Below are 23,681 nucleotides of genomic sequence, written 5' to 3' on the forward strand. Positions count from 1 at the left end.
GCTGTTGGCTGTGATGACGGTTCACATCCTTTCGGGGGCGGTGACGCCGAGCAGCGCCAGTCCGTTGCGCAGCACCTGGGCGGTGGCGTCGTTGAGCCAGAGCCGGGTGCGGTTGAGATCGGTGACCGGGTCCTGCACGCCGTCCGGGCTGACGCTGGGCGCCACTCGGCACACCGCGTACCAGCCGTGGTAGGCGCTGGCCAGGGACTCGAGGTAGCGCGCCACACGGTGGGGTTCGCGCAGCTCGGCGGCGGAGGCCACCACGGAGGTGAAGCGTCCCAGGTGGGCGAGCAGCTCTTCCTCGGTCTCATGGGTGAGCAGGCCGGCGTCGAAGCTCTCGCGGTCCACGCCCGCGGCCTCGGCGTTGCGCGCGGCGTTGCGTGACCGAGCGTGGGCGTACTGGACGTAGAAGACCGGGTTGTCATTGGTGCGTGACTGCAGCAGCTCCGGGTCCACGTCGATCGGAGAGTTCGCAGGGAACCGAGCCAGCGTGTAGCGCAGCGCGTCGGCGCCCAGCCACTCGATGAGCTCGGTGAGCTCGATGATGTTGCCCGCCCGCTTGGAGAGCTTGGCGCCCCGGATCGACATCAGCTGACCGATGAGCACCTCGATGTTGTGCTCCGGATCATCCCCGGCGCAGGCCGCGATGGCCTTCAGCCGGGAGACGTAGCCGTGGTGGTCAGCGCCGAGCAGGTAGATCTTCTCGCTGAAGCCGCGCTCCCGCTTGGAGAGGTAGTAGGCGGCGTCGGCGGCGAAGTAGGTGGGCTCGCCGTCGGCCTTGAAGAGCACCCGGTCCTTGTCATCGCCGAAATCGGTGGTGCGCAGCCAGACGGCGCCGTCGCGGTCCTCGATGTGGCCCTGCTCGCGCAGCGTCTCCACCGCCGCGGCGACCTTGCCCTCGGAGTGGAGGGTCTGTTCGGAGTAGAAGACGTCGAAGTGCACACCGAAGGAGCTCAGGGTGTCCTTGATCTGGCCCATCTGCGCCTGGTAGCCCAGTTCGCGCACGATCGGCAGGGCCTGCTCCCGGGGCATGTCCTTGACGTCGGGACGGGCCGCGAGGATCTCCTGGGCGAGCTCCACCACGTATTCACCGGGGTAGCCGCCCTCCGGGACGTCCTCGCCGTGGATCCGGGAGAGCACCGAGAGCCCGAAGACGTTCATCTGGTTGCCGGCGTCGTTGACGTAGTACTCGTTGGCGACCGTGGCCCCGGAGGCGCGCAGCAGACGACCGATGGCGTCGCCCAGGGCTGCCCAGCGGGTGTGTCCCAGGTGCAGCGGGCCGGTGGGGTTCGCAGAGACGAACTCGAGGTTGACCGTTCGTCCAGCCAGCGCGGTGTTGTGTCCGAAGCTGTCTCCGGCCTCGACGATGGTGCGGGCGAGCTCACCGGCGGCTGCGGAGTCCACGGTGATGTTGATGAACCCCGGCCCGGCGATCTCGATGCGTTCGACGCCGGCCACCTGCTCCAGCCGCGCGCCCAGGATCTCGGCGAACCCACGCGGGGCCATGCCGGCCTTCTTGGCCAGCTGCAGCGCGATGGTGGTGGCCCAGTCGCCGTGCTCGCGGTTCTTGGGGCGCTCGATGACGACGTTCTCGGGGAGATCGACGCTCAGCTCACCGGCTTCGACAGCCTCGGCGAGCACGCTCTTGACAACGGTGGAGAGTTCTTCGGGAGTCACCGGGACAGTCTACGGGGTCAGCTGAAGATGCCCGGCGCGGGAGGCGCGAGCGCGCCGGCGTGCGGCCGGGCGCCCGGCGGGAGCTGGTCGGCCCCGGGGCGCTCAGCTGAGCAGGCCGAGCACGCCGCTGACGCTGAGGTAGATCCCCAGCCCTGCCAGGGTCAGGCCGCTGCCCAGCTCGATGCGACCGGTGACCACCGGGTTGGAGAGCCAGGTGTTCGCCGCATCCACGAGCAGGACGACGCCGATCAGGTAGAGCCACATGCTCGCGGCCACGGTCCCGCCGAGCACCCCGATCGCGAAGGCCGGAGAGGCCCCCACCGGGGTGAACTGCGGGAACAGCGCCAGGAAGAACAGTCCGACCTTCGGGTTGGTCATGCAGCTGGCCAGCCCGATCAGGAAGGTGCTCCGGAAGCTGGTGGTCTCCCGACGGGGACGCCGGCCCGCGGGGCGCGGGGCCCCGGGAGGCGTTCCGCGAGCGTCGTCGGACTGTTCCGCAGCGGAGAGATCACGCTTCGGGGCGTCCGTCACCCCCGTCGACGGGTGGGTGGCCACTGGGTCGGTCGTGACTGGGTCGGTCATGACTGGGTGGGGGGCCACTGCGGACGGCTGGGGATCGTGCGGGCCGCCCACCAGGGCTGGAACCCTCCCCCGGGCCCGTGCACGCGGATGGGATCGCAGCATGATCCGAGCGCTGCGCACGGCGCGCAGACCCAGGAAGATCACATAGAGCCCACCGATGAGGCTCAACAGCTCATAGGCCACCGGGGAGGCTTGGAAGAGCGCCGCCAGACCGGTGGCCGCCAGGGCCGCCCAGATCAGCGCAGCCACCGAGGATCCGGTGGCCGCACCCAGGCCGGCCCGGCGGGAGACCAGCGCATTGCGCAGCGAGAGCATGGTGTCCTGCCCCGGGGTCACCGCCAGCACCGCGGAGACGGCAAGCAGACCGAGGTAGCTGGAGAGTGTCATGGCTCCATGGTCTCGCCACTCATTCATCAGGACAAGCAGATAATCGCGTTGCACTGTTCGGCATTAACGAATTAGGACCATACTGGTTCCATGTTGAATCCACACAGGCTGCGTGTGCTGCAGTCGGTCATCGCCGCAGGCTCGATCCAGGGAGCGGCCCGCAGCCTGCACTACTCCCCCGCCACGGTCAGCCAGCACATGAGCAGCCTCGCTCAGGAGACTCACCTGAAGCTCTTCGAGCGCACCGGCCGCGGACTCACCGCAACCGCTGCGGCACTGTCCCTCGCCCAGGCCAGCACATCGGTGCTGCAGAACCTCGATGAGCTGGACCGCCTGGTGGAGAACCTGCGCGTGGGCAGGTCCCGTCACCTGGTGCTCGCCAGCTTCAGCTCTGCGGCCAAGGAATGGCTTCCTCAGGTCGTCGCCGCCCTGCGCGCGAAGGAACCGGACTTGACCGTGCAGATCAGTCTGAACGAGCCCTACACCGAGAAGTCCGGACACCCGGTGGACATCGACATTCGCAATGAGTCCCCATTGGAGCCCGAGGAGCACTTCCCCGACTGCCAGCGCCACCTGCTGCGCGATGAGGACTTCGCGGTCGTGCTTCCGGCCCAGCACTCGTTGGCGAAGGCTGAGACGGTGGAGGTCCACGAGCTCAGCGGCCAGATGTGGGTGGACCATGACATCCAGGACAGCCCCAATGGGCGGATGATCCGCACCGCCTGCCAGGCGGCCGGTTTCGTCCCGCAGTTCGCCGCCCGACTCGATGACCACAATGCCGCCCTCTCCCTGGTGGCCGCCGGCCTGGGGATCACAGTGCTCCCGCATTTGGCGCTGCGCGATCTCCCCCGGGGCACCGTGGCCCGGCCGCTGCGCAACCCCACAGTGCAGCGCAGGATCGTCGCGCACGTACGCCAGGACCGCGCGGGTGAGGAGCTCGTCGTCGAGGCGCTGAAGGTGCTGCGCCTCGAGGCCCAGCACTCCTGAGAACTCCTCGGCGGAGAACCCTTGACTCCACCCGGCCACAGGCCTAACGTACAACCAAATGGTTATACATCACGAGGTTTCACCGTTGCGTGACGACCAGGTGGATCGGATCTTCCGGGCCCTGGCAGACGCCACCCGCAGGGACATCGTCCGGCGCACCTTGGGGGCCGAGGCTTCGGTCTCCGCCCTGGCCGGGCTCTACGAGATGTCCTTCGCCGCCGTGCAGAAGCACGTCAGCGTCCTTGAAAGTGCTGACCTGGTCACCAAACGCCAGCAAGGGCGCGAGCGCCTGGTCCGCGGCAACCCCAACACCCTCCGTGAAGCCCAGGCGCTGCTCGACGAGTACACGCTGATCTGGAAGGGCCGCATCTCCCGCCTGGACGCAGTCCTGGCGGAGGACTCGCAGCATGACTCCAGTGGGGGTTCCTGACACCAGAAAGGCTCGCCATGCCCATCACCTCCGTCACCCAAGACACCGATGCACTGACCATGACCGTGGTCTCCGACTTCCCCGTCCCGGTCCAGCGACTCTGGGACGCCTACGCAGACCCTCGGATGCTCGAGCGGTTCTGGGGGCCCGCCGAGTGGCCTGCCACCTTCACCCGGCATGACTTCCGCCCCGGGGGCCGTTCGCACTACTGGATGACCGGGCCAGACGGGACTCGGTCCTGCGGCTACTGGGAGTTCCTCGCGATGGACCACGGGCGCTCCTTCGAGGTCGCCGATGGCTTCGCGGATGAGTCCGGGAGACCGAATCCCGAGATGCCGCGGCTGCGCATGACCCTGGGCTTCGAGGCCACTGCGGAAGGCTCGCGACTGACGACGACGACCTGGTTCAGCTCCGCCGAGGACCTTCAGCAGCTCCTGGAGATGGGCATGGAGGAGGGTATGACCTCCGCGATGGGCCAGATGGATGCGGTGCTGCAGGACCTCTCCTCCTTCGCAGCAGGCGGGGGCGTCCAGACCCAGGTGCTCACCGAGACCGTGGTCCGGTTCAGCCGGATCATCCGCGGCACCCCGGAGCAGGTCCGTCAGGCGCACCGGGATCCGCAGCTGCTGCGCCGCTGGCTGCTGGGCCCCGACGGGTGGCGGATGTCCGACTGCCAGGTAGCGACCACGGTGGGCGAGAGCTATCGCTTCGCCTGGGAGAAGGAGGCCGACGGCTCGGGCGGATTCGCGATGACCGGCAAGCTGATCGAGCTGGAGGAGCCCTACCGGGAGGTCACCACGGAGTCCATGGAGGGCGTCCCCGGTGAGCCGAACATCAATGATCAGACGCTCACAGCTCTCGACGGCGGCACGCTGCTCACCCTGGTGGTCACCTACCCCAGCCCGGAGGTCCGGGACATGATCCTGGAGACCGGCATGACCGAGGGCATGGAGGCCAGCTATCGCCGACTCGAAGAGATGCTGACGCCGGCCAGAAGCTGACCCGTCGTTCCTCTCCGACACCAGAGCCCGATCATGAAAGCCAGGGATGCCGCCATGCCACAGCGATTCACCCTCACCCTTCCGATCAGCGACCGGCACCGGTCACACCGGTTCTACCGAGAAGGCCTGGGGCTGGACCCCATCGGCGAGCTGGCCCAGGACGGCCTCCCGGAACCGCTGCAGTTCCAGCTCTCCGGCGGGGTCTGCCTGTGCCTGGTCCCTGCGGAGGGACTCGGCTGGGTGCTCGGTGACCGTGAGCTCTCCCCCGCCGGGCTCAGTGAATGCCTGCTGGGCATGGCGCTCACCGACGCCGAGCAGGTCAGGGCCACCGCCGAGGTCCTGCGCGGTGCCGGTGGCACGGTGCTGACGCCGCCGACCCTTCAGCCGTGGGGATTCGAAGCTCTCGTCGCGGATCCAGACGGTCATGCCTGGCAGCTTTACATTGAATGAGCACCCCTAGACGATCCACAGCAGGTTTGGGATGCGCCCCCCGAGCGCGAGCGCAGAAGCAGCCGAGCTCGGCTGAAGGTGGTCCGGCGGGCTCGGCGGCGGTGGCCCGCCAGGACCCTGGTCTAGGCCCGCTGCTCTGAGTTCTCGGAGGTCTTCGGCTGGCGCACCAGCAGGTAGGTCGCGCCGAAGAGCAACAGGCCGGCGCCGATGGCGGCGGGGATGGCCCATTCCTCACCGACCAGGTCATCCAAGAACGACCGGGCCGGGGACTCCGGGTCCACGAGCGCCACCACGACGAATGCGGTCACCACGAACGTGGCCAGGATCGTGCCCAGGCGCTGCCACCACCGCGACGCTCCCACCTTCTGGAGCGAATGACCGGCCTTGGCGACCTGCTTCGCGCGCAGCACCCGCAGCGCGCCGACACTGCGAAGCAGCCGCAGCAGCTGCATCGGGCCGATGCTGAAGACCACGGCGACGACGACGAGCCCGCTCAGGCCCACCAGCCACCAGTTGCGCAGCAGCCAGTCGATCTTCCTGGGTGAGACCAGGAACAGCACAAGCGTCTCGGCGATGAGCACGACACTGGTGATCCAGAGCCCGACGTGTCCCATCATCTCGAAGGGCTCGTCCAGCAGAGTGAGGAAGACCGCGGGCACGGAGACGACGGCGGCGATCAGCACCGGCCAGGCCAGCCGGTCTTCCCATCGTTCCTGAAGCTCCTCGGCGCGTTCCCGGGAGGCTCTGCCGCTCGCAGTCTCGGCGAGCTCCCGGGCGGCGGCCGAGGTGCGCCGCCTCGTCGACTCGGATCCGCGCTCGTCTTCTTCCTGGGCGGGTGCGGTGTTCATAGACCCAGGTTAGGGGCTTCTCCTGATCAGGCCTCAGTCAGAGAGATACCGTTGCAGCATGGTCTCTCGCATCGCCAACTTCTGCATCGACGCCGCGGACCCCTTCGCCCAGGCCACATGATGGACCCGGAGGGCAATGAGTTCTGCGTTCTGACTGCCGATGCTGAGCCAGCGGGCATCGACTCCTGAGCGCGGGCGACGTCTGAGAGGCGCCTCCGCGACGGCCCTCGGTGGGACACACCCGTGATCGGGATTCCCTAGAGACTAAAGTTCATATAGCATTCCGGCCAGCACATAATGTGACGCCGACCACTGGATGACTATGCAGAAGATGCCGCTTTCGCTGACCACCCGACTCATTCGAGCCCTGCGACGCCATGCCATTGATGGCCCTCCGCATGAGGCCACCTTGGAGGGGTACACGGTTCGCGTGCGGGGAGTCGATCTGCTCACCGGCGACGCCGCGAGCTCTGGCGGCCCGCGCATCGAGGTGTGGTACGGCTCGTTCAGCCATGCGGCACCCTTCGAGATCCTTGACAGCTCGTGGCCGGACCCACAGTGGAACATGCTGCAGATGGCATTGAGCCAGTGCTTGAATCTTGGGCCCTCGCGGGAGCAGCGGCGCTGGGGGCTCGCCCTGCTTGCGCGCTCCGCCGGCTGAATCGGGCTGGCCTGGGCGCGCGAAGCCCCAGCACGGACCTGTTCCTACCGGCGGGATCGGCGCAGAGCAGCGGCGCGGTGCGGCCGCGGTGCGCCTGCGCCCCGGTGTCCACCCGGCTGAGGAATGACACAAAAAGGTCCGCATCCCTTGAGTGACAAGGATGCGGACCTTCTTCTGACTGGTGCCCCCGGCAGGATTCGAACCTGCGACTTCTGGTACCGGAAACCAACGCTCTATCCCCTGAGCTACGGAGGCCCGCCGGCTGTGCAATTCGAGGAACTGGGTTCCTCGAGCAACCGACCGATTTAGATTACCAGCACCGTGCCGGTTCCACCTAGCCGGTCACTGAGGTGGTGTAGCTCCACAGCTCCGCGGACATGCCCACCGGCTTCTTGGGCGGCTCTGCGGAGTCGGATTCGCCGCCGCTGTGGGAGTTCTGGAAGTCCCGCGAGGTGCGCCATGCCTCGAAGGCCTCCTCGCTGGCCCAGCGCGTGATGACCAGCCAGGTGGTGCGGTCATCGGTGGGCTTGAGCAGCTCGAACCCCTCGAAGCCTTCGGTGCCCTCCATGGAATGTCGCCGCGCGGCGAACCGGCTGCCGAGTTCATCGCCGGAATCGGCAGGAACAGTGATCGCGTTGATCTTGATGATGGTCATAGGGTCATCATCGCAAGAGCACCGGGTTTCACACCAGGACCGTGACGGCGCGAGGACCCGAGTGGCATCGAACACGCCGCGGCACCAGCGTTCGGGCCGTCTCAGCGTCCGAGCCGCCTGAGCACCCGTGCCGCCTCAGCGCCCGGCGGCGTAGCCCTGGGCGCCGCGGGCGTTGGCGGCGGCGCCCAGCTGCCCGGTCTGCGGATCCCGCGTCACACAGGAGAGCCGACCCAGGGCCCAGTCCCCGGCGAGGGTGACCTTATGCCCTCGTCGGCGCAGTCCCTCGATGACCTCGGCGCCCAGCCGGTCCTCCATCACGGCCCCGCCGGGCTCCCAGGCGCGTGGCCAGAAGGAGCCGGGCATCGACGTCGTATGCAGAGTGGGAGCGTCGATGGCCTGCTGTGCGGTGTGACCGCCGATCAGCATGCGCAGCAGCATCGGCAGCTGCCACTGGTCCTGCTGGTCCCCGCCCGGGGTGCCCAGCGCCATCCACGGTGCGCCATCCTTGAGCACCAATGTGGGGGTCAGCGTGGTGCGAGGGCGCTTGCCGGGCTCCAACCGAGAGGCGGAGCGCTCATCGAGCCAGGTCATCTGCAGCCGGGTGCCCAGGCAGAAGCCAAGACCCTCGATCACCGGAGAGGACTGCAGCCACCCCCCGGAAGGGGTCGCGGAGACGATGTTGCCCCAACGGTCCACCACGTCGATGTGGCAGGTGTCCCCCTTGGTCTCCCCTGACCTGGAGACGGTCGGCTCCCCGGCGCCGGCGCCCGTCGCCGCATCGGAGATGTCCACCAGGGCCGGCAGCACCTGCTCCACCCCGGGAACCTCTCCCGGGCGGAACTCAGCGGAGGCCTGCTCGCTGATCAAGCCGCGGCGCTGGGCGGCGTAGTCCTCGGAGAGCAGGTGTTCCAGGTCCACCGGGACTTCTCCGTAGTAGGTGTCGCGGTCGGCCAGGGCCAGCTTCTGCGCTTCCAGGGTCAGGTGGGCGCCGGTCTCGGTGCCGGGATCCAGCTGTTCGTCCGAGTAGCCCTCGAGAATCTTCAGCGCCTGCAGCAGCGCGGGCCCCTGGCCCCAGGGGCCGGACTTCGCGATCGTGTACCCGCGGAACTCGATGGACACCGGGTCTTCGTAGCCGGCGCTGTGCGAGGCGCAGTCCTCGGCGGTGATCACTCCGGCGTAGTCACCGCCGTCGGAGTGCCGGTGCGGGGTCTTCACGAACTCGGCCGCCGAGCGGGCCACGCGCCCGGTCTTCCACTCGGTGCGGGCCGCTTCGATCTGCGCGATCCGCCCTTCGACGCCGTCACCGGCGGCGATGAGCTCACGCAGGACCTGCGCGTACTCGGGGTTGCGGATGATCTGCCCGGGCTCGGGGACCTTGCCCTCGGGCATCCACAGCGCGGCCGAGGTCGGCCAGTGCTCCTGGAAGAGCTCGGCGACGGCCCGGATCGCCCGGACCGCACCGGGAAGGATCGGGTGACCCTCCTGCGCGTAGCCGATGGCGTAGTCGAGCACCTCGGCGAGGCTGAAAGTCCCGTGGTCGCGCAGCAGCACCAACCAGGCGTCGACGGCGGCCGGGATGGCCGCGGCGAGGGCACCGGCACCCGGGACACTCTCCAGCCCGAGCGCTCGGTAGTGCTCGATCAGCGCCCCGGCCGGCGCAGGGCCCTGGCCCATGAGCACCTGCGGCGTCGACCCGGCGTCTGCGGTGGCGAAGATCCCGACCATATCGCCGCCGGGCCCGTTCAGATGCGGTTCCACCACATGCAGCACGAAGGCCCCGGCCACCGCGGCGTCGAAGGCGTTCCCGCCGCGTTCCAGCACTGCCTGCGAGGAGGCCGTGGCCAGCCAGTGCGTGGAGGCGGTCATCCCGAAGTGGCCCTGCAGGGTGGGTCTGGTGGTGAAGGTCTCGGCGTGGGTGAACGTCATGGCACTCCTGAGGCGTCGGGGCGACGATCGAGCAGAACACTCATCCGCCGCTTTAGTTGCTTATGCAAACCAGACTACGGGATGGGCTGCGTCAGAAGAGTGCCGGCTGCGCCGGCCCCGCCGCGGCGCCAGCGAGTCCACCCTGCGCCGGCACCGGGGAGTCCGGATCATTGCGTTCCCGCCACATCAGGTCCGCGGGCGCGTCGAAGCCGTGGCGACGCCTGGCCGCGCGCGCCGAGTCAGCCAGCCAGTGCCGGTACTCCTTGGAGGCATAGGACCCCCCGCCGTAGATCCGGCGATACTTCGCCACCAGCGCCGGATACTCCCTGGCCAGCCACGCCATGAACCACTCCCTGGCGCCGGGGCGCAGGTGCAGCGCCCCGGTGGTGACGTAGCTGGCTCCGGCTTCGGCCAGCGCGGCATGCAGCGCGTCGATGCGCTCGTCGCCGTCGGTCAGCCAGGGCAGGATCGGCATGGCCAGCACGGAGCACTCCAGCCCGGCGTCGGTGATCGATCGGATCAGATTCAGCCTCGCCCGCGGGTCAGGTGTTCCCGGCTCCACCTTCTGCTGCAGCTCAGGATCCAGCACGGCCAGGGACACGGCCACCGAGACGGGCACCTGCTTAGCGGCCTCCTGCAGCAGCGGAAGATCCCGCTTGAGCAGCGGCCCCTTGGTCAGGATGGAGAACGGCGTCCCGGAGTCTGCGAGCGCCCGGATGATTCCGGGCATCAGCTGGTAGCGGCCCTCGGCGCGCTGGTAGGGATCGGTGTTGGTCCCCAGCGCCACGTGTTCGCGCTTCCAGGAGGGCCGGTGCAGCTCGGCGCGCAGCACCTCAGCGACATTGGTCTTCACGATGATCTGGGTGTCGAAGTCGCGTCCTGCGTCGAGGTCGAGGTACTCGTGGGTCTTCCGCGCGAAGCAGTTGTGGCTCACCACACCGTTGGCGATGAAGTCACCGGTGCTGGTGGTGATGTCAATCAGAGATTCACTGCGGCCCAGCGCCTCGATCCCGGTGATCGACAAGGAGTCGCTGGTCTCCACCAGGCTTCCCACGGGGCTCGCCACAGCTCCTGCGTCCGCCGGCTCCGAATACGACTCAGCAGACATGCCGAGCCCGAAGCCCATGAGTCGGTTGTGGTCCGTCAGAGCTGGACGCCGCGCCCCCTCCTCGGAAGGGGCCACATACTTCCAGCCACGCTCTGTCAGGAACCGGTGGTCTCCGCTGGCCACAATTTCTGTGCCGTCACGGAGGGTGACGTGGAAAGCAGGTTTCTCCGTGCGCCATTTCGCCGACACTTCCGAACGGACGAACCGGCGATACTTGCCATCGAACTCTGTGCCAACGACGGCATCCCCCACCCTGACATCCCGGAGCAGCTTCTGGCGACCGTCCGCCATCAGAATCAGTGTCTCCGGACTCAGGCAGTACACGCACTGATGCAGGCAGCCCCGGGTGGGATTCACAGTCCAGGAGAAGGGCATGTTCGACTGACCCGGCACCTTGTTCAGCGCGGTCTTCGCGGCCACCTCGTGGAAAGTCACACCCTCGAACTCCGGGGTGCGCACCGAGCGCATCAGCCCTTTGAGCGGGATGAGCGCAGCCGCCTCACCCTCCTGCACCGCCTGACCCTGCCACCTCATGGAGCTATTCGAACATAGATTCGAATCACTGTCGAGGTCAGCCCACCAGCAGCAGCACCGATGCCAGCCCGGTCCCCACCGCGAGCACCGTGCCGCCGGCGCCGAGGACCAGCGCAGACCCGCCCTCCCGCAGCAGTCGCCGCAGGTCCACCGAGGCCCCGACGCCGACCATCGCAGTGGTCAGCAGCATCGTGGTCACCTCCGCGGAGAAGTCGAGGGCCGAGTTCGGCAGTTCGGTCACCGAGCGCAGCGCCATCATCGCCAAGAAGCCCAGCACGAAGAGCGGGATCAGCGGCGGCCGCGGCCCCTGCTCCCCACCCGCGGCGGCAGCGCGTCGCTGTCGCCGGCTCAGACTGATCCCTGCCACCACCGGGGCCAGCAGCACCACCCGGGCCAGCTTCACCAGCGTCGCGGTGGCCAGCGCCGCGGCGCCCACCACTCCCCCGGCGGCGACCACCTGTCCCACCTCGTGGACGCTGGCCCCGATCCAGACACCAATCGCCTCCTCTCCCAGACCCAGAAGCGCCCCGAGCGCAGGCAGCGCCAGCAGCGCCAGGGTGCCGTAGAGGGTGACCACGGCGACTGCCGCCGCAGCCGCGGACTGGACGGGAGCGCCGTCGTCGTCCTTGCCGTCGCCGCGGTCGATCGCCGCCGCCGCGGCGGCCACCGCAGAGGCCCCGCAGATCGCGGTGCCGGTGGCCAGCAGCATGGTCATGCCCCGCGGCGCGTTGAGCGCACGGCCCAGCGCGATCATCCCGAAGAAGGTCACCGCCACAGTCAGCGCGACGACGACAAGCACCTCCCAGCCCAGCCCGAGCAGATCCCCCAGAGCCAGCTGAAGCCCGAGCAGCACGATCCCGGCGCGCAGCAGCTTCTTCGCCGCCCAGCGCAGACCCGGTTCAGCCCAGGACGGCACCCAGCCCAGACTGCGCAGCGCGATCCCGGCGAGCACCGCGATCAGCAGTCCGGAGACCACCGGGATCAGCTCTGCGATCAACCGGTGCGCGGCGACCGCGAGGATCAGCGCCAGCGCCACGCCGGGAAGGGCCTCGGCGGTGCTTCGCCAGAGGATGTTCAGCCGTGAGGTCAGCGAAGCGGTGCGGGAGGAGTCTGTAGGCACCGGATAAGCATAGGACCCTCGCCTAGACTGACCGGGTGCCGAATCAGCTGAACACCGAGACCCCGTCCGACCCGCTCCAGAGGACCACCCCTGAGGACACCGCATCGCAGGAGTCCGCTTCGCAGGGGTCCGCATCACAGGAGGGCGCGCCGCACCCCCAGGCCGGACGGGACTCCTTCGGCTTCGCGGTGGAGGCCAGGATCCCGGGCGCACTGGGGCGCACCGGCACCATTCGGACCCCGCACGGTGACATCAAGACACCCGCCTTCATCCCGGTGGCCACCAAGGCCACGATCAAATCGGTGCGTCCGGACGAGATCCTCGAGGTCGGCGCCCAGGCGGCGCTGGCCAACGCCTATCACCTGAACCTGCAGCCCGGCACCGATGTGCTCGACGCCGCGGGGGGCCTGGGCCGGTTCATGAACTGGCCGCTGCCCACCTTCACCGACTCCGGCGGGTTCCAGGTGATGAGCCTGGGCGCCGGGTTCAAGAAGGTCATCAGCATGGACGCCTCCGTGGTGCCCAATGACGCCGCCGTGGCTCCGAACAAGCAGCGGCTCGCACTGGTCGACGACGACGGCGTCACCTTCAAGTCTCATATCGACGGCACCACCCACCGGTTCACCCCGGAGATCTCGATGAAGCTCCAGCATGAGATCGGCGCGGACATCATCTTCGCCTTCGACGAGCTGACCACCTTGTTCAACACCCGTGACTACCAGGAGACCTCGCTGGAGCGCACCCGACTCTGGGCGGAACGCTGCCTCGTCGCGCACCGCGATCTCACCGAAGAACGCAGCCACCGCCCCTACCAGGCGCTCTTCGGGGTCCTGCAGGGCGCCCAGTACGAAGATCTGCGCCGCAAGGCGGCCAAGGATCTGGGCTCCATGGAGATCAACGGACAGAGCTTCGACGGCTTTGGGATCGGCGGCGCCCTGGACAAGGAGAACCTCGGGGTGATCGTGAGCTGGATGGCCGAGGAGCTCCCGGAGGACAAGCCCCGCCACCTGCTGGGCATCTCCGAGCCCGAAGACTTCTTCACCGCGATCGAGAACGGTGCCGACACCTTCGACTGCGTCTCGCCCTCCCGGGTGGCGCGCACTGGCCGGGTCTATCACCCCGATGGTCGCTTCAACATCCCGCAGGCCCGGTTCAAACGGGACTTCTCCCCCATCGATGATGAGTGCACCTGCTACACCTGCCAGAACTACACCCGGGCCTATCTGCATCACCTCTTCAAGGCCAAGGAGATGCTCTACAACACCCTGTGCACGATCCACAACGAGCACTACACGATCAAGATGGTCGATGACATCCGGGCCAGCATCGAGCAGGGGCGCTTCTACGAGTTCCGCGACGCCACGTTGGGCCGCTACCAGGCCGGGGCCCGGAGATAGCAGGAACTGCTCCGGCACCGCTGTGAGGCCGGTCGATCGCGTGCCGAGAAACCCGTCAGTAATCAGCTGAGGCCCTGATCAGCGGCCTCTCGGGCGCACGTCGGAGTTGCACTTCAGGCCCGCCTGCGGTGAACTGGCTCACGACTCGATACCCTGTACAACCAAGCGGTCAGTGAGTCGGCACGTCTGGCTTCGACCTAGGGCAGGATGACTTTGCGCCACCCCGCACCGGCGAGCGACCACGCTCCCGCCCTGGACCCGGCCGCCTCCTGGGTGGCGCCGGAACGCCGGTACCGTCCGGAGCTCCATGGGCTGCGCGGCCTTGCGATCCTCGGGGTGGTGGTCTTTCACCTCTTCGGCGCCGGTCGAGTCTCCGGCGGGATCGACATCTTCCTCGCCATCTCGGGCCTCCTGTTCACCGCGATGCTGCTGCGCGAAGCCGTCGAGAGCGGCGGGACGATCAAGGTCGGCCGCTACCTGGCCCGGCTTGCCCGACGGCTGCTCCCTGCGGCAGCCCTGGTCATCCTGGTGACCACCCTCGCCGGGCTCTTCGTGTTCCCGGAGACCCGGCACGCGCAGCTTCTCGCTGAGGCCCGCGCCTCGCTGCTCTATTTCGAGAATCTCGAACTGATCAGCTCGCAGCTGACCTATGGTGCGGCCGGACCCGAGACGAGTCCGTTCCAACACTTCTGGTCACTCTCGGTGCAGGGCCAGTTCTACCTGCTCTGGCCCCTGGTGGCACTGGCCGCGGTCATGATCTCCAAGCGGATCCGGCGCAGCCCGATCGCGGTGATGGCGGTGATGACCGGGCTGATCGTGCTGGTCTCCTTCTGCTACGCGGCGGTGCAGGGACAGGTCAACCAGGATGAGGCATACCTGATGACCCGTACCCGCCTCTGGGAGCTCGGCTTCGGCGGGATGCTGGCACTGCTGGGCTCCTGGCTGAGACTTCCGCGGCGCCTGCGGGGCGTCGCCGGTTGGGCCGGGGTCGGCCTGATCGTCAGCACCGGCTTCCTCTTCGACGGGGCACAGTTGTTCCCCGGCCCCTGGGCGCTGTGGCCGCTGCTGGGCCTGACCCTGGTGCTGGCTGCGGCAGGCCCCGACGGGGGCGCGAAGGATTCCGCTGGATCGGCGACCCGGGTGCTCTCCACCCGGCCGTTCGGCTGGATCGGTGATCATGCCTACGCGCTCTACCTCTGGCACTGGCCGCTGCTGATCCTCTATCTCGAGATCCGGGACTACTCGACGCTCGGGGGGCGCGGGGCGCTGATCGTGCTCACCGTCTCTCTGGTGTTGGCGTATCTGACCCACCGGTGGGTGGAGCAGCCTCTGAGCCGGTCCGCATCGCGGATCCCGCCGCGGGTTCCTCTGGCCTTCGCGGCGACGGTGCTGCTGATCGGGGGTGCGGCGAGCAGCTTCAGCATCCACCAGATGCAGACCCAGCGCAGCTCGGTTCCCGCTCTGGCGGAGCTGGAACAGGAGGACTATCCGGGGGCGCTGGCGACCCTGGAGGGCGTCGAGGCCCCTAAGGGTGTGGAGTTCATCCCCGATGTGCAGACCCTGGCGCAGACTCGTCCGGACTACTACGACTGGGGCTGCCGGCAGGAGTTCGGCGACGGCGAGAACCGCGGGGAGGTCCTGGTCTGCGAAGATCCTGACAGTCCTGCCGAGCCTGACCTGACGGTGATGATCACCGGGGGTTCACACGCCGGACAGTGGCACCACGCCTGGCGGATCCTCGCGGCGGAGCACAACTGGGAGCTTCTGATCGCTGACAAGTCCGCGTGCCTGCTCACCGAGCCCACCGACCCTGAGGGCAACCAGTGCCATGAGTGGAACCTGAATCTTCTCGATGTGATCACCGAGCGCAGCCCGGACCTGGTCTTTACCGCAGGCAGCCGAGTGCCCAACGACGACGGCCCGGAGAACATCGAGTCCGGGGCGCCCGAGAAATGGCAACAGATCATGGATCGCGGCTCCGAGGTGCTGCTGATGCGCGGCACCCCCCGACGTGAAGACTCCGTGGCGGACTGCCTGGCCGAGGGCGGGGACGCGCAGAGCTGCGGAATGGACCCGGTGAGCTATCAGCAGGACAACCCACTCACCGCACCCGACCTGCCCGCCGGCCTCTACACCCTGGACATGACCGAGCATCTCTGCGAGGACCAGGTCTGCCCGGCGGTGATCGGCAACGTGGCCGTCTACTACGACAAGAGCCACCTCTCTAACCACTACATCGAATCTCTGGCCCCGTTGCTGGAGGATCGGCTGCGCCAGGAGATGCCGCACCTGTTCTGAGCGCGCGGATCGCCTAGAGCTCGCCCAGCAGCTCCCGCCAGATCAGCTTCCAGCGGGCGACCTCTTCGGGCGAGCCCAGCTTGGTGTGTCCGACCCCGACCGAGGACTTCTCCTGGGACTTCTCCGAGATGGTCACGGCCACCCGGGAGCCGTCGGCCAGGCCGGCCCGCCAATACCGCCACCGTTCGGTGGCCGAGGTGCCGGGCTCGCCTGTGATCGCGACACCGCCGAAGTCCCCGCGCCCGGCGACCAGGTCCAACCAGGCCTGGAACGCGGCGTCCATGCTCCCGGCGTAGGTCTTCGAGACCGAGGCCTGGAACTCCCCGGGGCGGGTCTCCCCCGGCCGGCGCAGCGCGTGGTGCTGCTCATAGGCGACTGCGACGCTCTGGGCCCACCACCCGTGGTTCTCCACGTGGGCCGGCATGTGGTCATAGACGATCCCGACGATCTCACGGTGCGGCAGGGCGGCGGCCCCGGCGTCGTCGAGGGCGGTGACCCACTGGTCCCAGCCACGATGTGTGGTGCGCTCGATGGCGGCGGTGCTGTGCATCCTGACCATGGATTCCAGGCTACGCCGATGAGGTGCACCTGCCAGCCCTCACCGGCCAGCGACCTCAGTCGAGCTTGACGGCGTTGATGGGCATCTGCGGGGAGTGCTCCCGGCGTGCATGGTGGTCCTTCCAAGAGGGTTCTGCATGCGATGCCTGCAGCCCTCGGCGATCGGTCACCTCCGTGCGGAGACCGACGCGCTGGTGGCGCTGCCCGGAGGATCCGGGAGCAGGTGCGGATGGTCGCGCTGGACGGTGCGCAGCCTCCACGGGTCACGGAACAACGCCACAGGTGTGCCGTCGTTGCGGTAGAGCACTTCGCAGTCCTGGCGTTCACTCAGGATTGCCGCCGCCTCGTCGTCGATGTCTCGGGCCACCGAGTAGTCCAGAGCGTCGAAGGAGACCGCGGCGCCGAAGTCGGATTCCATCCGGGCTGAGACGACCTCGAACTGCATGGGCCCGACGGCGCCGAGCACCGGGCGCTGCTGGCCGCGCCGTTCGGAGTAGAACACCTGGATGACGCCTTCGCGGTCCAGCTGCTCGATGCCTTTGCGGAACTGCTTGTGCTTGGAGGCGTCCCCGGTCTTGCCCACCCGGAAGTGCTCCGGGGCGAAGGGTTTGAACGGCGGGAACAGCACGGACTGCCCGGCATGAAGGGTGTCTCCGGGACGCAGCGTGGAGGCGTTGACCAGGCCGACGACGTCGCCGGGCCAGGCGGTGTCCACGGTGGTGCGGTCCCGGCCGAAGACCTGCTGGGAATATTTGGTGGGGAACGGCTTCCCGGACTGGGCGTGGGTGGCGACCATGCCGCGTTCGAAGACTCCGGAGCAGATCCGCATGAACGCGATCCGGTCCCGGTGGGCCTTGTCCATGCCGGTCTGGACCTTGAAGACGTAGCCGCTGAAGTCAGAGGTCAGCTCATACGGGGTGCCCTCGGCGTCGGGGCGAGCCTGCGGCGGCGGCCCCTGTTCCATGATGAAGTGCAGCAGCTCTTCGACGCCGATGTTTTGCACCGCTGAGGCGAAGAACAGCGGGGTAGCCTCCTGGGCGAGGAAGGCGTCGCGGTCGTAGAACTGATCCTCGAGCTCCAGCAGTGAGGACTCCTCCACTGCGGTCTGGAACTCGAGTGGATATTCGGCCTCGGCGGTCTCCGCGGAGAGCTTCTCAGCGAGGACCTTCTTCGCGCCGCCGGGGGCGCGGGTGTAGCGGTTCATGGTCATCGCCTCGGGGTTCAGCAGACCCAGCATGTGCCCGGAGTCTCCGACGGGCCAGTTCCGCGGCATCGAGCGCATACCGGTGCGGGTGAGGATCTCGTCGACCAGCTCCAGGGCATCCTGGCCCGGGCGGTCCCACTTGTTGATCACGGTGATCACCGGCAGTCCGCGGGCCTTGCAGACCTCGAAGAGCTTCATGGTCTGGGTTTCCATGCCCTTGGCGGCGTCGATGAGCATGATCACCGCGTCCACCGCTGCAAGCACGCGGAACGTGTCTTCGGAGAAGTCTGCGTGCCCGGGGGTGTCCACCAGGTTCACGATCGCGTCCCCGACGGTGAACTGGAGCACGGCAGAGCTGACGGAGATCCCGCGGGCCTTCTCCATCTCCATCCAGTCCGAGACGGTGCCCCGGCGGCCCGCCTTGCCATGGATCGCACCGGCCTCGGTGATCGCGTTGGAGTGCAGCAGCAGCGCCTCGCTCAACGTGGACTTGCCCGCATCCGGATGCGAGATCACTGCGATCGTGCGTCGCGACAAGGCCTGCTTGAGGATCTGCTTGGTATCTGCTTCCATCACATCTCTGACTCTACGCTTCCGCCGCGAGAGAGTTGAATTCTCCCGCGGCGCTGAGAGGGCGGTCACAGCTGACAGTGGGGCGTGACCCGGCGCCGCCTGCGCCCGCGACGCGCTGCCGGCACACCGGACCCGCATGGGACCGGTCGGGGCCGTTTCGGGCCTCCTCGGGACACCACGCATCGCCCCGGGACACCTCGGGCCGCCTCGCGGCAATCTGTCGCATCCGTATGCCATGTCCCATGACTTTGGGCCGAAATAACGCTGGGACATCGCATAGAGGTGCGACCGATCCAGGTTGCGCACCTCACGAGGACGGAGGGGGCAAATTCTGCACCCCGGATCCGCCCGGGGAGTAGCGTGGGCGTAACGTCGCCAGGCCGCGTCGCCCACCCGGTGAGGATGCGATGTTGGGTGTGGCGGAACTTATTGGCCACTCGTCACCGTCCTGACATCTCTCGATGAAGGAGCACCTATGAAGACCCAGGCAGCAGTCGCCGTCGCCCCCGAAACCGACCTGGAGTTCCGCGAGCTGACCCTCGATGAGCCCCGCCCCGATGAACTCCGGATCAAGATGGTCGCCTCCGGCGTCTGCCACACTGACGCGATCATCCGCGACCAGTGGTACCCGGTACCCCAGCCCGTGGTGCTGGGCCACGAGGGTGCCGGCGTCGTCGAGCAGATCGGCTCTGCGGTGTCAGGCTTCGAGGTCGGTGACAAGGTCGTCCTCGGGCCGTCCTTCTGCGGATCCTGCCAGCAGTGCCTCTCGGGTCACCCGATGTACTGCGAGACCTTCTACGACCACAACTTCGGCGCGCAGCGCGAGGACGGCTCCACCGCTTTCAGCTCCGAGTCAGGGCAGTCGGTGGGCTCGCACTTCTTCGGCCAGTCCTCCTTCGCCGAGTACACCAATGTTCCCGCCCAGGGTGCGGTCAAGGTTCCCCAGGACGCTCCGCTTGAGCTGTTGGGACCGCTGGGCTGCGGCATCATGACCGGCGCCGGCGCGGTGCTCAACGTGCTGCGCCCCAAGCCCGGTTCCTCCATCGTGATCTTTGGGACCGGGGCAGTCGGCATGGCCGGGATGCTCGCGGCCAGGGCCGCCGGAGCCACGACGATCATCATGGTCGACATCGTCGCCGAGCGGCTGGATTTCGCCGAGGAGCTGGGCGCGACCCATACCGTGAACTCCAAGGAGGTAGACCCCGTCGAGGCGGTCAAGAAGATCACCGGTGGCGGCGCGGAGTACGCATTAGACACCACGGGCGTGCCCCCGGTGTTCTCCCAGATGACGAAGTCCCTCGGGGTTCAGGGCCACGGGGCCCTGGTCGGCGCCGCCAAGCTGGGCACCGAGGCGCCCTTCGACATCGGCACACTGCTTGTCTCTGGCATCACCATCAGCATGGTGATCGAGGGCGACGCGGTGCCTAAGGAGTTCATTCCGCGCCTGATCGCGCTGCACCAAAATGGAGAGCTCCCTTTCGACAAGCTCACCAAGAGCTACCCCTTCGCTGAGATCAACAAGGCGTTCGCCGACTCTGCCGCGGGGACCACGCTCAAGCCGATCGTGGTGTTCTAGGCCTCCTCAGGTTCAGTCCGAGTGGGTGCCTGCGGGCTTCGCCAGACCGTCGAAGGGTTGCACTGCCCGCTGGAACTCTTCCCGTTGACCCTGACGCACCGTCGTGACTCCGTAGTCGATCTGGACCGACCGCTCCGGCCAGTCGATCTCTCGCAGCGACTCGGCCGCTTCGCCGCTCGGATCCTTGCTGGCGTCGGTGAGGACCACCGACACCCATTGGGAGCCGTTCGAGGACTCGGCAGTCCACTCCCAGAACTGGTCGGGATCGTTGGTGCCCAACCTCTCGAACTCCTCCCCCTGCCACGCTTCGTCCTCCGCGTACAACGAAGACTCGTGGAAGAGAACCAGGCCGCCAAGCTCATGTTCGATGAGCACCGCGTCCACGGCGTGGAGCAGCTCCCGCCAGGCGTCGGGACCCTCGGGCACGTCCTCGGCCGTCCAGGCCGCAGAGTTGTAGGTGGCCAGAAGAGACTCACCGCCGTAGCCATTACCAGGGAAGTCGTACCATCCGGACTCCCCGCGAGGGCCCCAGACGAGTCCATAGTCCTCGCGGAGCATCTTCCCGAGATCGTCGAAGAGCTGGCTCTGACGCTCCTCGACCTCTTCCGGCGTCGGTGCGGCTAGGACGTCTTCGTCATCCGTGGAAGCGTCCCCGGGGTGGTCCTCCCAGTAGACAGTCCGCTTCTCACCTGAACTCTCCACGACGGTGGTTTCAGGGGCGACTGCGCACCCGGTGGTCACTAGGGCGACGGCGGCAGCGAAGGCGACGCTCTGTCGTGGTATCAGAAAGGACCTTTTGCTGGGTGACGCGGTGACTCCCCGGGAAGCGATCTTCATGGCGCGAGACTACCTCGCTGAGTCGAACACAAGACGGGTTGATTCGACGATCTTTTCGTACACCGGCTCCACGACGTCGGGGCCGGCGCCGCCCATGTTGAACGCGTGGCCCACTCCCCGGAGATCGAGGTGCTCGATCAGGGCATCCGCCGCACGCAGCCGCTGGGCGTATCTTCCAGCCTCCTCGCGCTTCGAAGGCCAGCCGGGCCGCTGCCGCGGCCAGTGCGCCACCTGCAGACTGACCCCCGAGAGCCAGTCTGCTCCCGTCCCAGGGCCGTTCCGGTTCGGCGGTCCATGGCGGGTGGGGACGGTGATCTCCTCGGTGGTGGCAGGCAGCTCGGTGAAGGAGATCTCTGCAGGGATCCGAGGGCCGTGGGGAGCCCGCTGCATCAGCTTGGCGGCGCCGTCGGCGAGCCATCCAGGTAGCACCATGTCCAGTCTCTCCTTTGCCGACGCTCCGCCTATTCTTGCTCCCATGAGCATTCCACCGCACACCGCGCGACTCAGGTTCCGTCCCATGACCGAGGCTGACCTGGAGGATATGGCTGCGATGCTCGGTGACCCGGTGGTGATGCACTACTACCCGGCGCCGAAGTCCCGGGCAGAGGCTGAGGCGTGGATCCAGCGGAACCAGCAGCGCTATGCCGAGCACGGCTATGGCCTGTGGATCATCGAGACGCTCGAGGGTGAATTCCTCGGCGACTGCGGGCTCACCTGGCAGTCCGTGAACGGGGTCCCCAAGCTTGAGGTCGGTTTCCGGGTCCGAGCAGAGCGGCAGAACCGGGGCTACGCCACCGAGGCTGCGCTCGCCTGTCGGGCCTTCGCCCGGGACCACACCCCTGAGACCGAGCTGGTGGCGATCTTGCACCCGGAGAATCGCGCCTCTGAACGGGTCGCTCAGAAGCTCGGGATGCACCGTGTCGCGGATGACCTAGCCGGACCCATCCCGGTGCGGGCCGTGTACAGCATGCGGCTCTGAGGGGGTGACCGACGGCGGTGCGGCCGCAGGATCTGTCGAAAACCGTTTCTTATATGCGATAGTTGCACCGTGGAATTCCGTCATCAGCTCCCTGCTCTGACCATTGCCCTCACCGCACTCATCGGCACATCTGGATGCTCAGAACCCACAGAGAGGTACTCAGATCTGACGGAAGATGCCACCAGCGAGAAGCCTCTTCCAGACGCGATCCATGACCATGACCTTGATCCTGAATCCGTTCGATGGGTGGGAGAACACGAGGACTCGGAGCTGTGGCTCGGCCTTGGGGCGAACGTCGGGGGAACATGCCTGGTCGTCTATCCAGACGACGACAGGTGGGTCACCGGCTGTTCGACGGGTGATGAGGTGAGTGTCAGCAACGGCGACGGGTGGGACTACCGTGTTCGCCCGGACAGCGCCGAACTCCCCGAAGGAGCCATCCAGGTCTCATACAACGTCTTCGTCACCAGAGGCTAGGCCGAGACTCACCGCAGGCATACGAACGGGGAGACCCTGCCACCCCGCCCATCGGGCGCGCCTGGCAAAGCGCTCCGGGAAGTCTTCCGCGCCGATGGTCCGGGCACGTAGAACGCGCCGATGCCCCCGGCTCGTAGAACCAAGCAACGAACCCGCGCCGCGCTTTCCGCCGGCGCACCTACAGAGGCAGACCTAGGTGGCCGGTCAGGTGCTTGCTACTGTGTGCCCATGACCGGTCCTCGAGCCGCTTTCCTGGGCACCGCCCTGATCCTGCTGCTCTCGGCGTGTGAGAGCGGCGCCGCCGAGGAGGACGGCCCGGGCGCAGATTACGGCGCGTCATCCTCCACAGATGAAGACAGCTTCCCCACCGTGACGTTCAACCAAGCTTTGACTCAGGATGTGACGCCTGAGCAGCTGGAGGACTGGACGGCCAGGGATCTGCTCCCTCTGGCGCCGGCCCACGGCGGTGCGTTTGAGACGATGACCAATGCTCTGCGCGTCGCCGATCCCGCGCCCGATGTGATCATCTTCGGTGACTCCATGACTCAGCAGGGCCTCGACCCCGCCGAACTGGGGAATCTCCTCTCGGAAGCCGCTGGTGAGGAGGTCACTGCCTTCAACGGGGCCAGCAGCAGGGCCCGGTGGGGCATGAATCTCCTGCTCGCGCACTACGTGGTCAGCCTCGAGGATCTGGCCTCCGTCGCGCTGATGGGCATCTCGACCCGCGCGGCCGAGGATGACGACTTCTACACCTCAGAGGGCGCGAAGTCTCCGTTCTCTTCGCTGGTGGAGGGATGTGAGCGGCCCGGCAGCGAGGACTGGGGCGAGGCCGACACCGCGAGGTGCGAGCGCGACGTCGCCGATCCGCTGTTTCGATTCCGCACCGGCGGGGACCAGGTGGTACGGGCTCAGGAGGGCCAGCCGGCGCAGACCAGCCTGCGGATCAAGGAAGGCAGCCAGCTGCGTTCGGATGGTTTCATGATCCACCCGGGGGTTAGTGCGGCCGAGGCCCGGCAGATCAGCGATACCCGGATGGAGCGGGGATTCCCCGGCTTCCCGACGGTGCACGATGAAGCTGTCGCCGACTTCGGCGAGGCCGCTGAGCTGCTGCGCGGCCACGGGGTCACCGTGCTTGCCTTCGAGATCCCCTACACGCCGGTCCACCAGGCGAACCTGGAGGAGGCCGGGCGAGACTACGACGCGCGCCGTCAGGACGCGGCACAGGCTCTGACCACCCCGCACGAGGTCCCGCTGTTCGCCGTGGATGAGTTCGGGGACTGGTGGGGAGACGGCGACAGCCGGGACGCCATCCACCTGGCACCCCAGGGCGCTGCGAAGTTCGCGCGCCAGCTCACCGAGACTCCCGGCTTCCTCGAGGAGGTCCAAGCCGGACTCGCTGACTGAGCGCACGGAACA

Annotated in this window: 22 protein-coding genes and 1 tRNA gene; 11 read left to right on the forward strand and 12 right to left on the reverse strand. The window is 67.6% G+C overall.

Translation table 11 applies throughout. From position 1 onward, the window contains the following. Nucleotides 1-21: 21 nt before the first annotated feature. Together argS and HNR11_RS12600 are read right to left on the reverse strand one after the other, a co-directional pair. Entirely contained in the window at nt 22-1,677 is a 1,656-nt protein-coding gene (gene argS, locus HNR11_RS12595) for an arginine--tRNA ligase (protein WP_179442658.1), read from the reverse strand. Nucleotides 1,678-1,779: 102 nt separating this feature from the next. Beyond that, on the reverse strand, nt 1,780-2,646 hold the full coding sequence (locus HNR11_RS12600; protein WP_179442659.1) for a LysE family translocator: 867 nt from the start codon (nt 2,644-2,646) through the stop codon (nt 1,780-1,782). A 90-nt stretch (nt 2,647-2,736) separates the two neighbouring features. On the opposite strand from HNR11_RS12600, the gene HNR11_RS12605 reads away from it, so the two are divergent. Genes HNR11_RS12605 through HNR11_RS12620 form a run of 4 tightly spaced genes read left to right on the forward strand, consistent with a single transcriptional unit; the run spans nt 2,737 to nt 5,514 of the window. Continuing rightward, nucleotides 2,737-3,633 carry a LysR family transcriptional regulator gene (locus HNR11_RS12605; protein ID WP_179442660.1) on the forward strand — a complete coding sequence of 299 codons (897 nt, stop codon included), beginning with the start codon at nt 2,737-2,739 and terminating at the stop codon, nt 3,631-3,633. Between the two features lie 58 nt (nt 3,634-3,691). Further along, complete coding sequence (locus HNR11_RS12610) at nt 3,692-4,063, forward strand: ArsR/SmtB family transcription factor (RefSeq protein WP_179442661.1); 372 nt, start codon at nt 3,692-3,694, stop codon at nt 4,061-4,063. Between the two features lie 17 nt (nt 4,064-4,080). Continuing rightward, nucleotides 4,081-5,064, forward strand: a complete 984-nt coding sequence (locus HNR11_RS12615) for an SRPBCC family protein (RefSeq protein ID WP_179442662.1) — start codon at nt 4,081-4,083, stop codon at nt 5,062-5,064. A gap of 54 nt (nt 5,065-5,118) precedes the next feature. Then, on the forward strand, nt 5,119-5,514 hold the full coding sequence (locus HNR11_RS12620; RefSeq protein WP_179442663.1) for a VOC family protein: 396 nt from the start codon (nt 5,119-5,121) through the stop codon (nt 5,512-5,514). Nucleotides 5,515-5,636: 122 nt separating this feature from the next. Here the strand turns inward: HNR11_RS12620 and HNR11_RS12625 are convergent, their stop codons facing one another. Further along, nucleotides 5,637-6,362 carry a hypothetical protein gene (locus tag HNR11_RS12625; RefSeq protein ID WP_179442664.1) on the reverse strand — a complete coding sequence of 242 codons (726 nt, stop codon included), beginning with the start codon at nt 6,360-6,362 and terminating at the stop codon, nt 5,637-5,639. A gap of 316 nt (nt 6,363-6,678) precedes the next feature. On the opposite strand from HNR11_RS12625, the gene HNR11_RS12630 reads away from it, so the two are divergent. After that, nucleotides 6,679-7,023 carry a hypothetical protein gene (locus HNR11_RS12630; RefSeq protein ID WP_179442665.1) on the forward strand — a complete coding sequence of 115 codons (345 nt, stop codon included), beginning with the start codon at nt 6,679-6,681 and terminating at the stop codon, nt 7,021-7,023. A gap of 179 nt (nt 7,024-7,202) precedes the next feature. Here HNR11_RS12630 and HNR11_RS12635 read toward each other — a convergent pair. From HNR11_RS12635 to HNR11_RS12655, 5 genes are all read right to left on the reverse strand, one after another. Beyond that, nucleotides 7,203-7,278: transfer RNA gene (locus HNR11_RS12635), tRNA-Arg, on the reverse strand. A 79-nt stretch (nt 7,279-7,357) separates the two neighbouring features. Further along, nucleotides 7,358-7,678 (reverse strand): antibiotic biosynthesis monooxygenase family protein, encoded by a 321-nt coding sequence (locus tag HNR11_RS12640; protein WP_179442666.1) that lies wholly within the window; start codon nt 7,676-7,678, stop codon nt 7,358-7,360. A gap of 135 nt (nt 7,679-7,813) precedes the next feature. After that, nucleotides 7,814-9,604 carry a gamma-glutamyltransferase family protein gene (locus HNR11_RS12645; RefSeq protein WP_179442667.1) on the reverse strand — a complete coding sequence of 597 codons (1,791 nt, stop codon included), beginning with the start codon at nt 9,602-9,604 and terminating at the stop codon, nt 7,814-7,816. Nucleotides 9,605-9,695: 91 nt separating this feature from the next. Further along, complete coding sequence (locus HNR11_RS12650; RefSeq protein ID WP_179442668.1) at nt 9,696-11,246, reverse strand: Rv2578c family radical SAM protein; 1,551 nt, start codon at nt 11,244-11,246, stop codon at nt 9,696-9,698. A gap of 37 nt (nt 11,247-11,283) precedes the next feature. Further along, complete coding sequence (locus tag HNR11_RS12655; RefSeq protein ID WP_218849705.1) at nt 11,284-12,366, reverse strand: putative sulfate exporter family transporter; 1,083 nt, start codon at nt 12,364-12,366, stop codon at nt 11,284-11,286. A 188-nt stretch (nt 12,367-12,554) separates the two neighbouring features. On the opposite strand from HNR11_RS12655, the gene tgt reads away from it, so the two are divergent. Together tgt and HNR11_RS12665 are read left to right on the forward strand one after the other, a co-directional pair. Further along, nucleotides 12,555-13,763 (forward strand): tRNA guanosine(34) transglycosylase Tgt, encoded by a 1,209-nt coding sequence (tgt, locus tag HNR11_RS12660; RefSeq protein ID WP_179443016.1) that lies wholly within the window; start codon nt 12,555-12,557, stop codon nt 13,761-13,763. A gap of 207 nt (nt 13,764-13,970) precedes the next feature. Then, on the forward strand, nt 13,971-16,061 hold the full coding sequence (locus tag HNR11_RS12665) for an acyltransferase family protein (protein WP_179442670.1): 2,091 nt from the start codon (nt 13,971-13,973) through the stop codon (nt 16,059-16,061). A gap of 13 nt (nt 16,062-16,074) precedes the next feature. Here the strand turns inward: HNR11_RS12665 and HNR11_RS12670 are convergent, their stop codons facing one another. Next, the gene (locus HNR11_RS12670) at nt 16,075-16,620 is read right to left on the reverse strand and encodes a hypothetical protein (protein WP_179442671.1); all 546 of its coding nucleotides are present in this window, start codon (nt 16,618-16,620) and stop codon (nt 16,075-16,077) included. 165 nt (nt 16,621-16,785) lie between these two features. Further along, entirely contained in the window at nt 16,786-18,396 is a 1,611-nt protein-coding gene (locus HNR11_RS12675) for a peptide chain release factor 3 (RefSeq protein ID WP_179443017.1), read from the reverse strand. Nucleotides 18,397-18,871: 475 nt separating this feature from the next. On the opposite strand from HNR11_RS12675, the gene HNR11_RS12680 reads away from it, so the two are divergent. Next, nucleotides 18,872-19,972, forward strand: coding sequence for an NAD(P)-dependent alcohol dehydrogenase (locus HNR11_RS12680; protein ID WP_179442672.1), 1,101 nt, complete (start codon nt 18,872-18,874; stop codon nt 19,970-19,972). Nucleotides 19,973-19,984: 12 nt separating this feature from the next. On the opposite strand, the gene HNR11_RS12685 is transcribed toward HNR11_RS12680, so the two are convergent. Next, nucleotides 19,985-20,674, reverse strand: a complete 690-nt coding sequence (locus HNR11_RS12685) for a hypothetical protein (RefSeq protein ID WP_179442673.1) — start codon at nt 20,672-20,674, stop codon at nt 19,985-19,987. A gap of 144 nt (nt 20,675-20,818) precedes the next feature. Next, nucleotides 20,819-21,241, reverse strand: a complete 423-nt coding sequence (locus HNR11_RS13900) for a hypothetical protein (RefSeq protein ID WP_246310400.1) — start codon at nt 21,239-21,241, stop codon at nt 20,819-20,821. A gap of 43 nt (nt 21,242-21,284) precedes the next feature. Between HNR11_RS13900 and HNR11_RS12695 the strand changes: the two genes are divergently transcribed. The 3 genes from HNR11_RS12695 (at nt 21,285) to HNR11_RS12705 (ending at nt 23,669) form a co-directional block, all read left to right on the forward strand. Further along, on the forward strand, nt 21,285-21,788 hold the full coding sequence (locus HNR11_RS12695) for a GNAT family N-acetyltransferase (protein ID WP_179442674.1): 504 nt from the start codon (nt 21,285-21,287) through the stop codon (nt 21,786-21,788). Between the two features lie 69 nt (nt 21,789-21,857). Further along, on the forward strand, nt 21,858-22,265 hold the full coding sequence (locus tag HNR11_RS12700; RefSeq protein WP_179442675.1) for a hypothetical protein: 408 nt from the start codon (nt 21,858-21,860) through the stop codon (nt 22,263-22,265). 228 nt (nt 22,266-22,493) lie between these two features. Continuing rightward, entirely contained in the window at nt 22,494-23,669 is a 1,176-nt protein-coding gene (locus HNR11_RS12705; protein ID WP_179442676.1) for an SGNH/GDSL hydrolase family protein, read from the forward strand. The last annotated feature ends 12 nt before the right edge of the window (nt 23,670-23,681 follow it).

It is taken from the genome of Nesterenkonia sandarakina (assembly GCF_013410215.1).
Lineage (GTDB): Bacteria > Actinomycetota > Actinomycetes > Actinomycetales > Micrococcaceae > Nesterenkonia > Nesterenkonia sandarakina.

Coding starts and splice junctions, on each gene's coding strand:
- HNR11_RS12650 (WP_179442668.1), bottom strand. CDS start 11,246: ATGAGGTGGCAGGGTCAGGCGGTGCAGGAGGGTGAGGCGGCTGCGCTC.
- HNR11_RS12680 (WP_179442672.1), top strand. CDS start 18,872: ATGAAGACCCAGGCAGCAGTCGCCGTCGCCCCCGAAACCGACCTGGAG.
- HNR11_RS12625 (WP_179442664.1), bottom strand. CDS start 6,362: ATGAACACCGCACCCGCCCAGGAAGAAGACGAGCGCGGATCCGAGTCG.
- HNR11_RS12620 (WP_179442663.1), top strand. CDS start 5,119: ATGCCACAGCGATTCACCCTCACCCTTCCGATCAGCGACCGGCACCGG.
- HNR11_RS12640 (WP_179442666.1), bottom strand. CDS start 7,678: ATGACCATCATCAAGATCAACGCGATCACTGTTCCTGCCGATTCCGGC.
- HNR11_RS12630 (WP_179442665.1), top strand. CDS start 6,679: ATGACTATGCAGAAGATGCCGCTTTCGCTGACCACCCGACTCATTCGA.
- HNR11_RS12615 (WP_179442662.1), top strand. CDS start 4,081: ATGCCCATCACCTCCGTCACCCAAGACACCGATGCACTGACCATGACC.
- HNR11_RS13900 (WP_246310400.1), bottom strand. CDS start 21,241: ATGGTGCTACCTGGATGGCTCGCCGACGGCGCCGCCAAGCTGATGCAG.
- HNR11_RS12605 (WP_179442660.1), top strand. CDS start 2,737: ATGTTGAATCCACACAGGCTGCGTGTGCTGCAGTCGGTCATCGCCGCA.
- HNR11_RS12610 (WP_179442661.1), top strand. CDS start 3,692: ATGGTTATACATCACGAGGTTTCACCGTTGCGTGACGACCAGGTGGAT.
- HNR11_RS12665 (WP_179442670.1), top strand. CDS start 13,971: ATGACTTTGCGCCACCCCGCACCGGCGAGCGACCACGCTCCCGCCCTG.
- HNR11_RS12670 (WP_179442671.1), bottom strand. CDS start 16,620: ATGGTCAGGATGCACAGCACCGCCGCCATCGAGCGCACCACACATCGT.
- HNR11_RS12695 (WP_179442674.1), top strand. CDS start 21,285: ATGAGCATTCCACCGCACACCGCGCGACTCAGGTTCCGTCCCATGACC.
- HNR11_RS12675 (WP_179443017.1), bottom strand. CDS start 18,396: ATGGAAGCAGATACCAAGCAGATCCTCAAGCAGGCCTTGTCGCGACGC.
- HNR11_RS12600 (WP_179442659.1), bottom strand. CDS start 2,646: ATGACACTCTCCAGCTACCTCGGTCTGCTTGCCGTCTCCGCGGTGCTG.
- HNR11_RS12645 (WP_179442667.1), bottom strand. CDS start 9,604: ATGACGTTCACCCACGCCGAGACCTTCACCACCAGACCCACCCTGCAG.
- HNR11_RS12705 (WP_179442676.1), top strand. CDS start 22,494: ATGACCGGTCCTCGAGCCGCTTTCCTGGGCACCGCCCTGATCCTGCTG.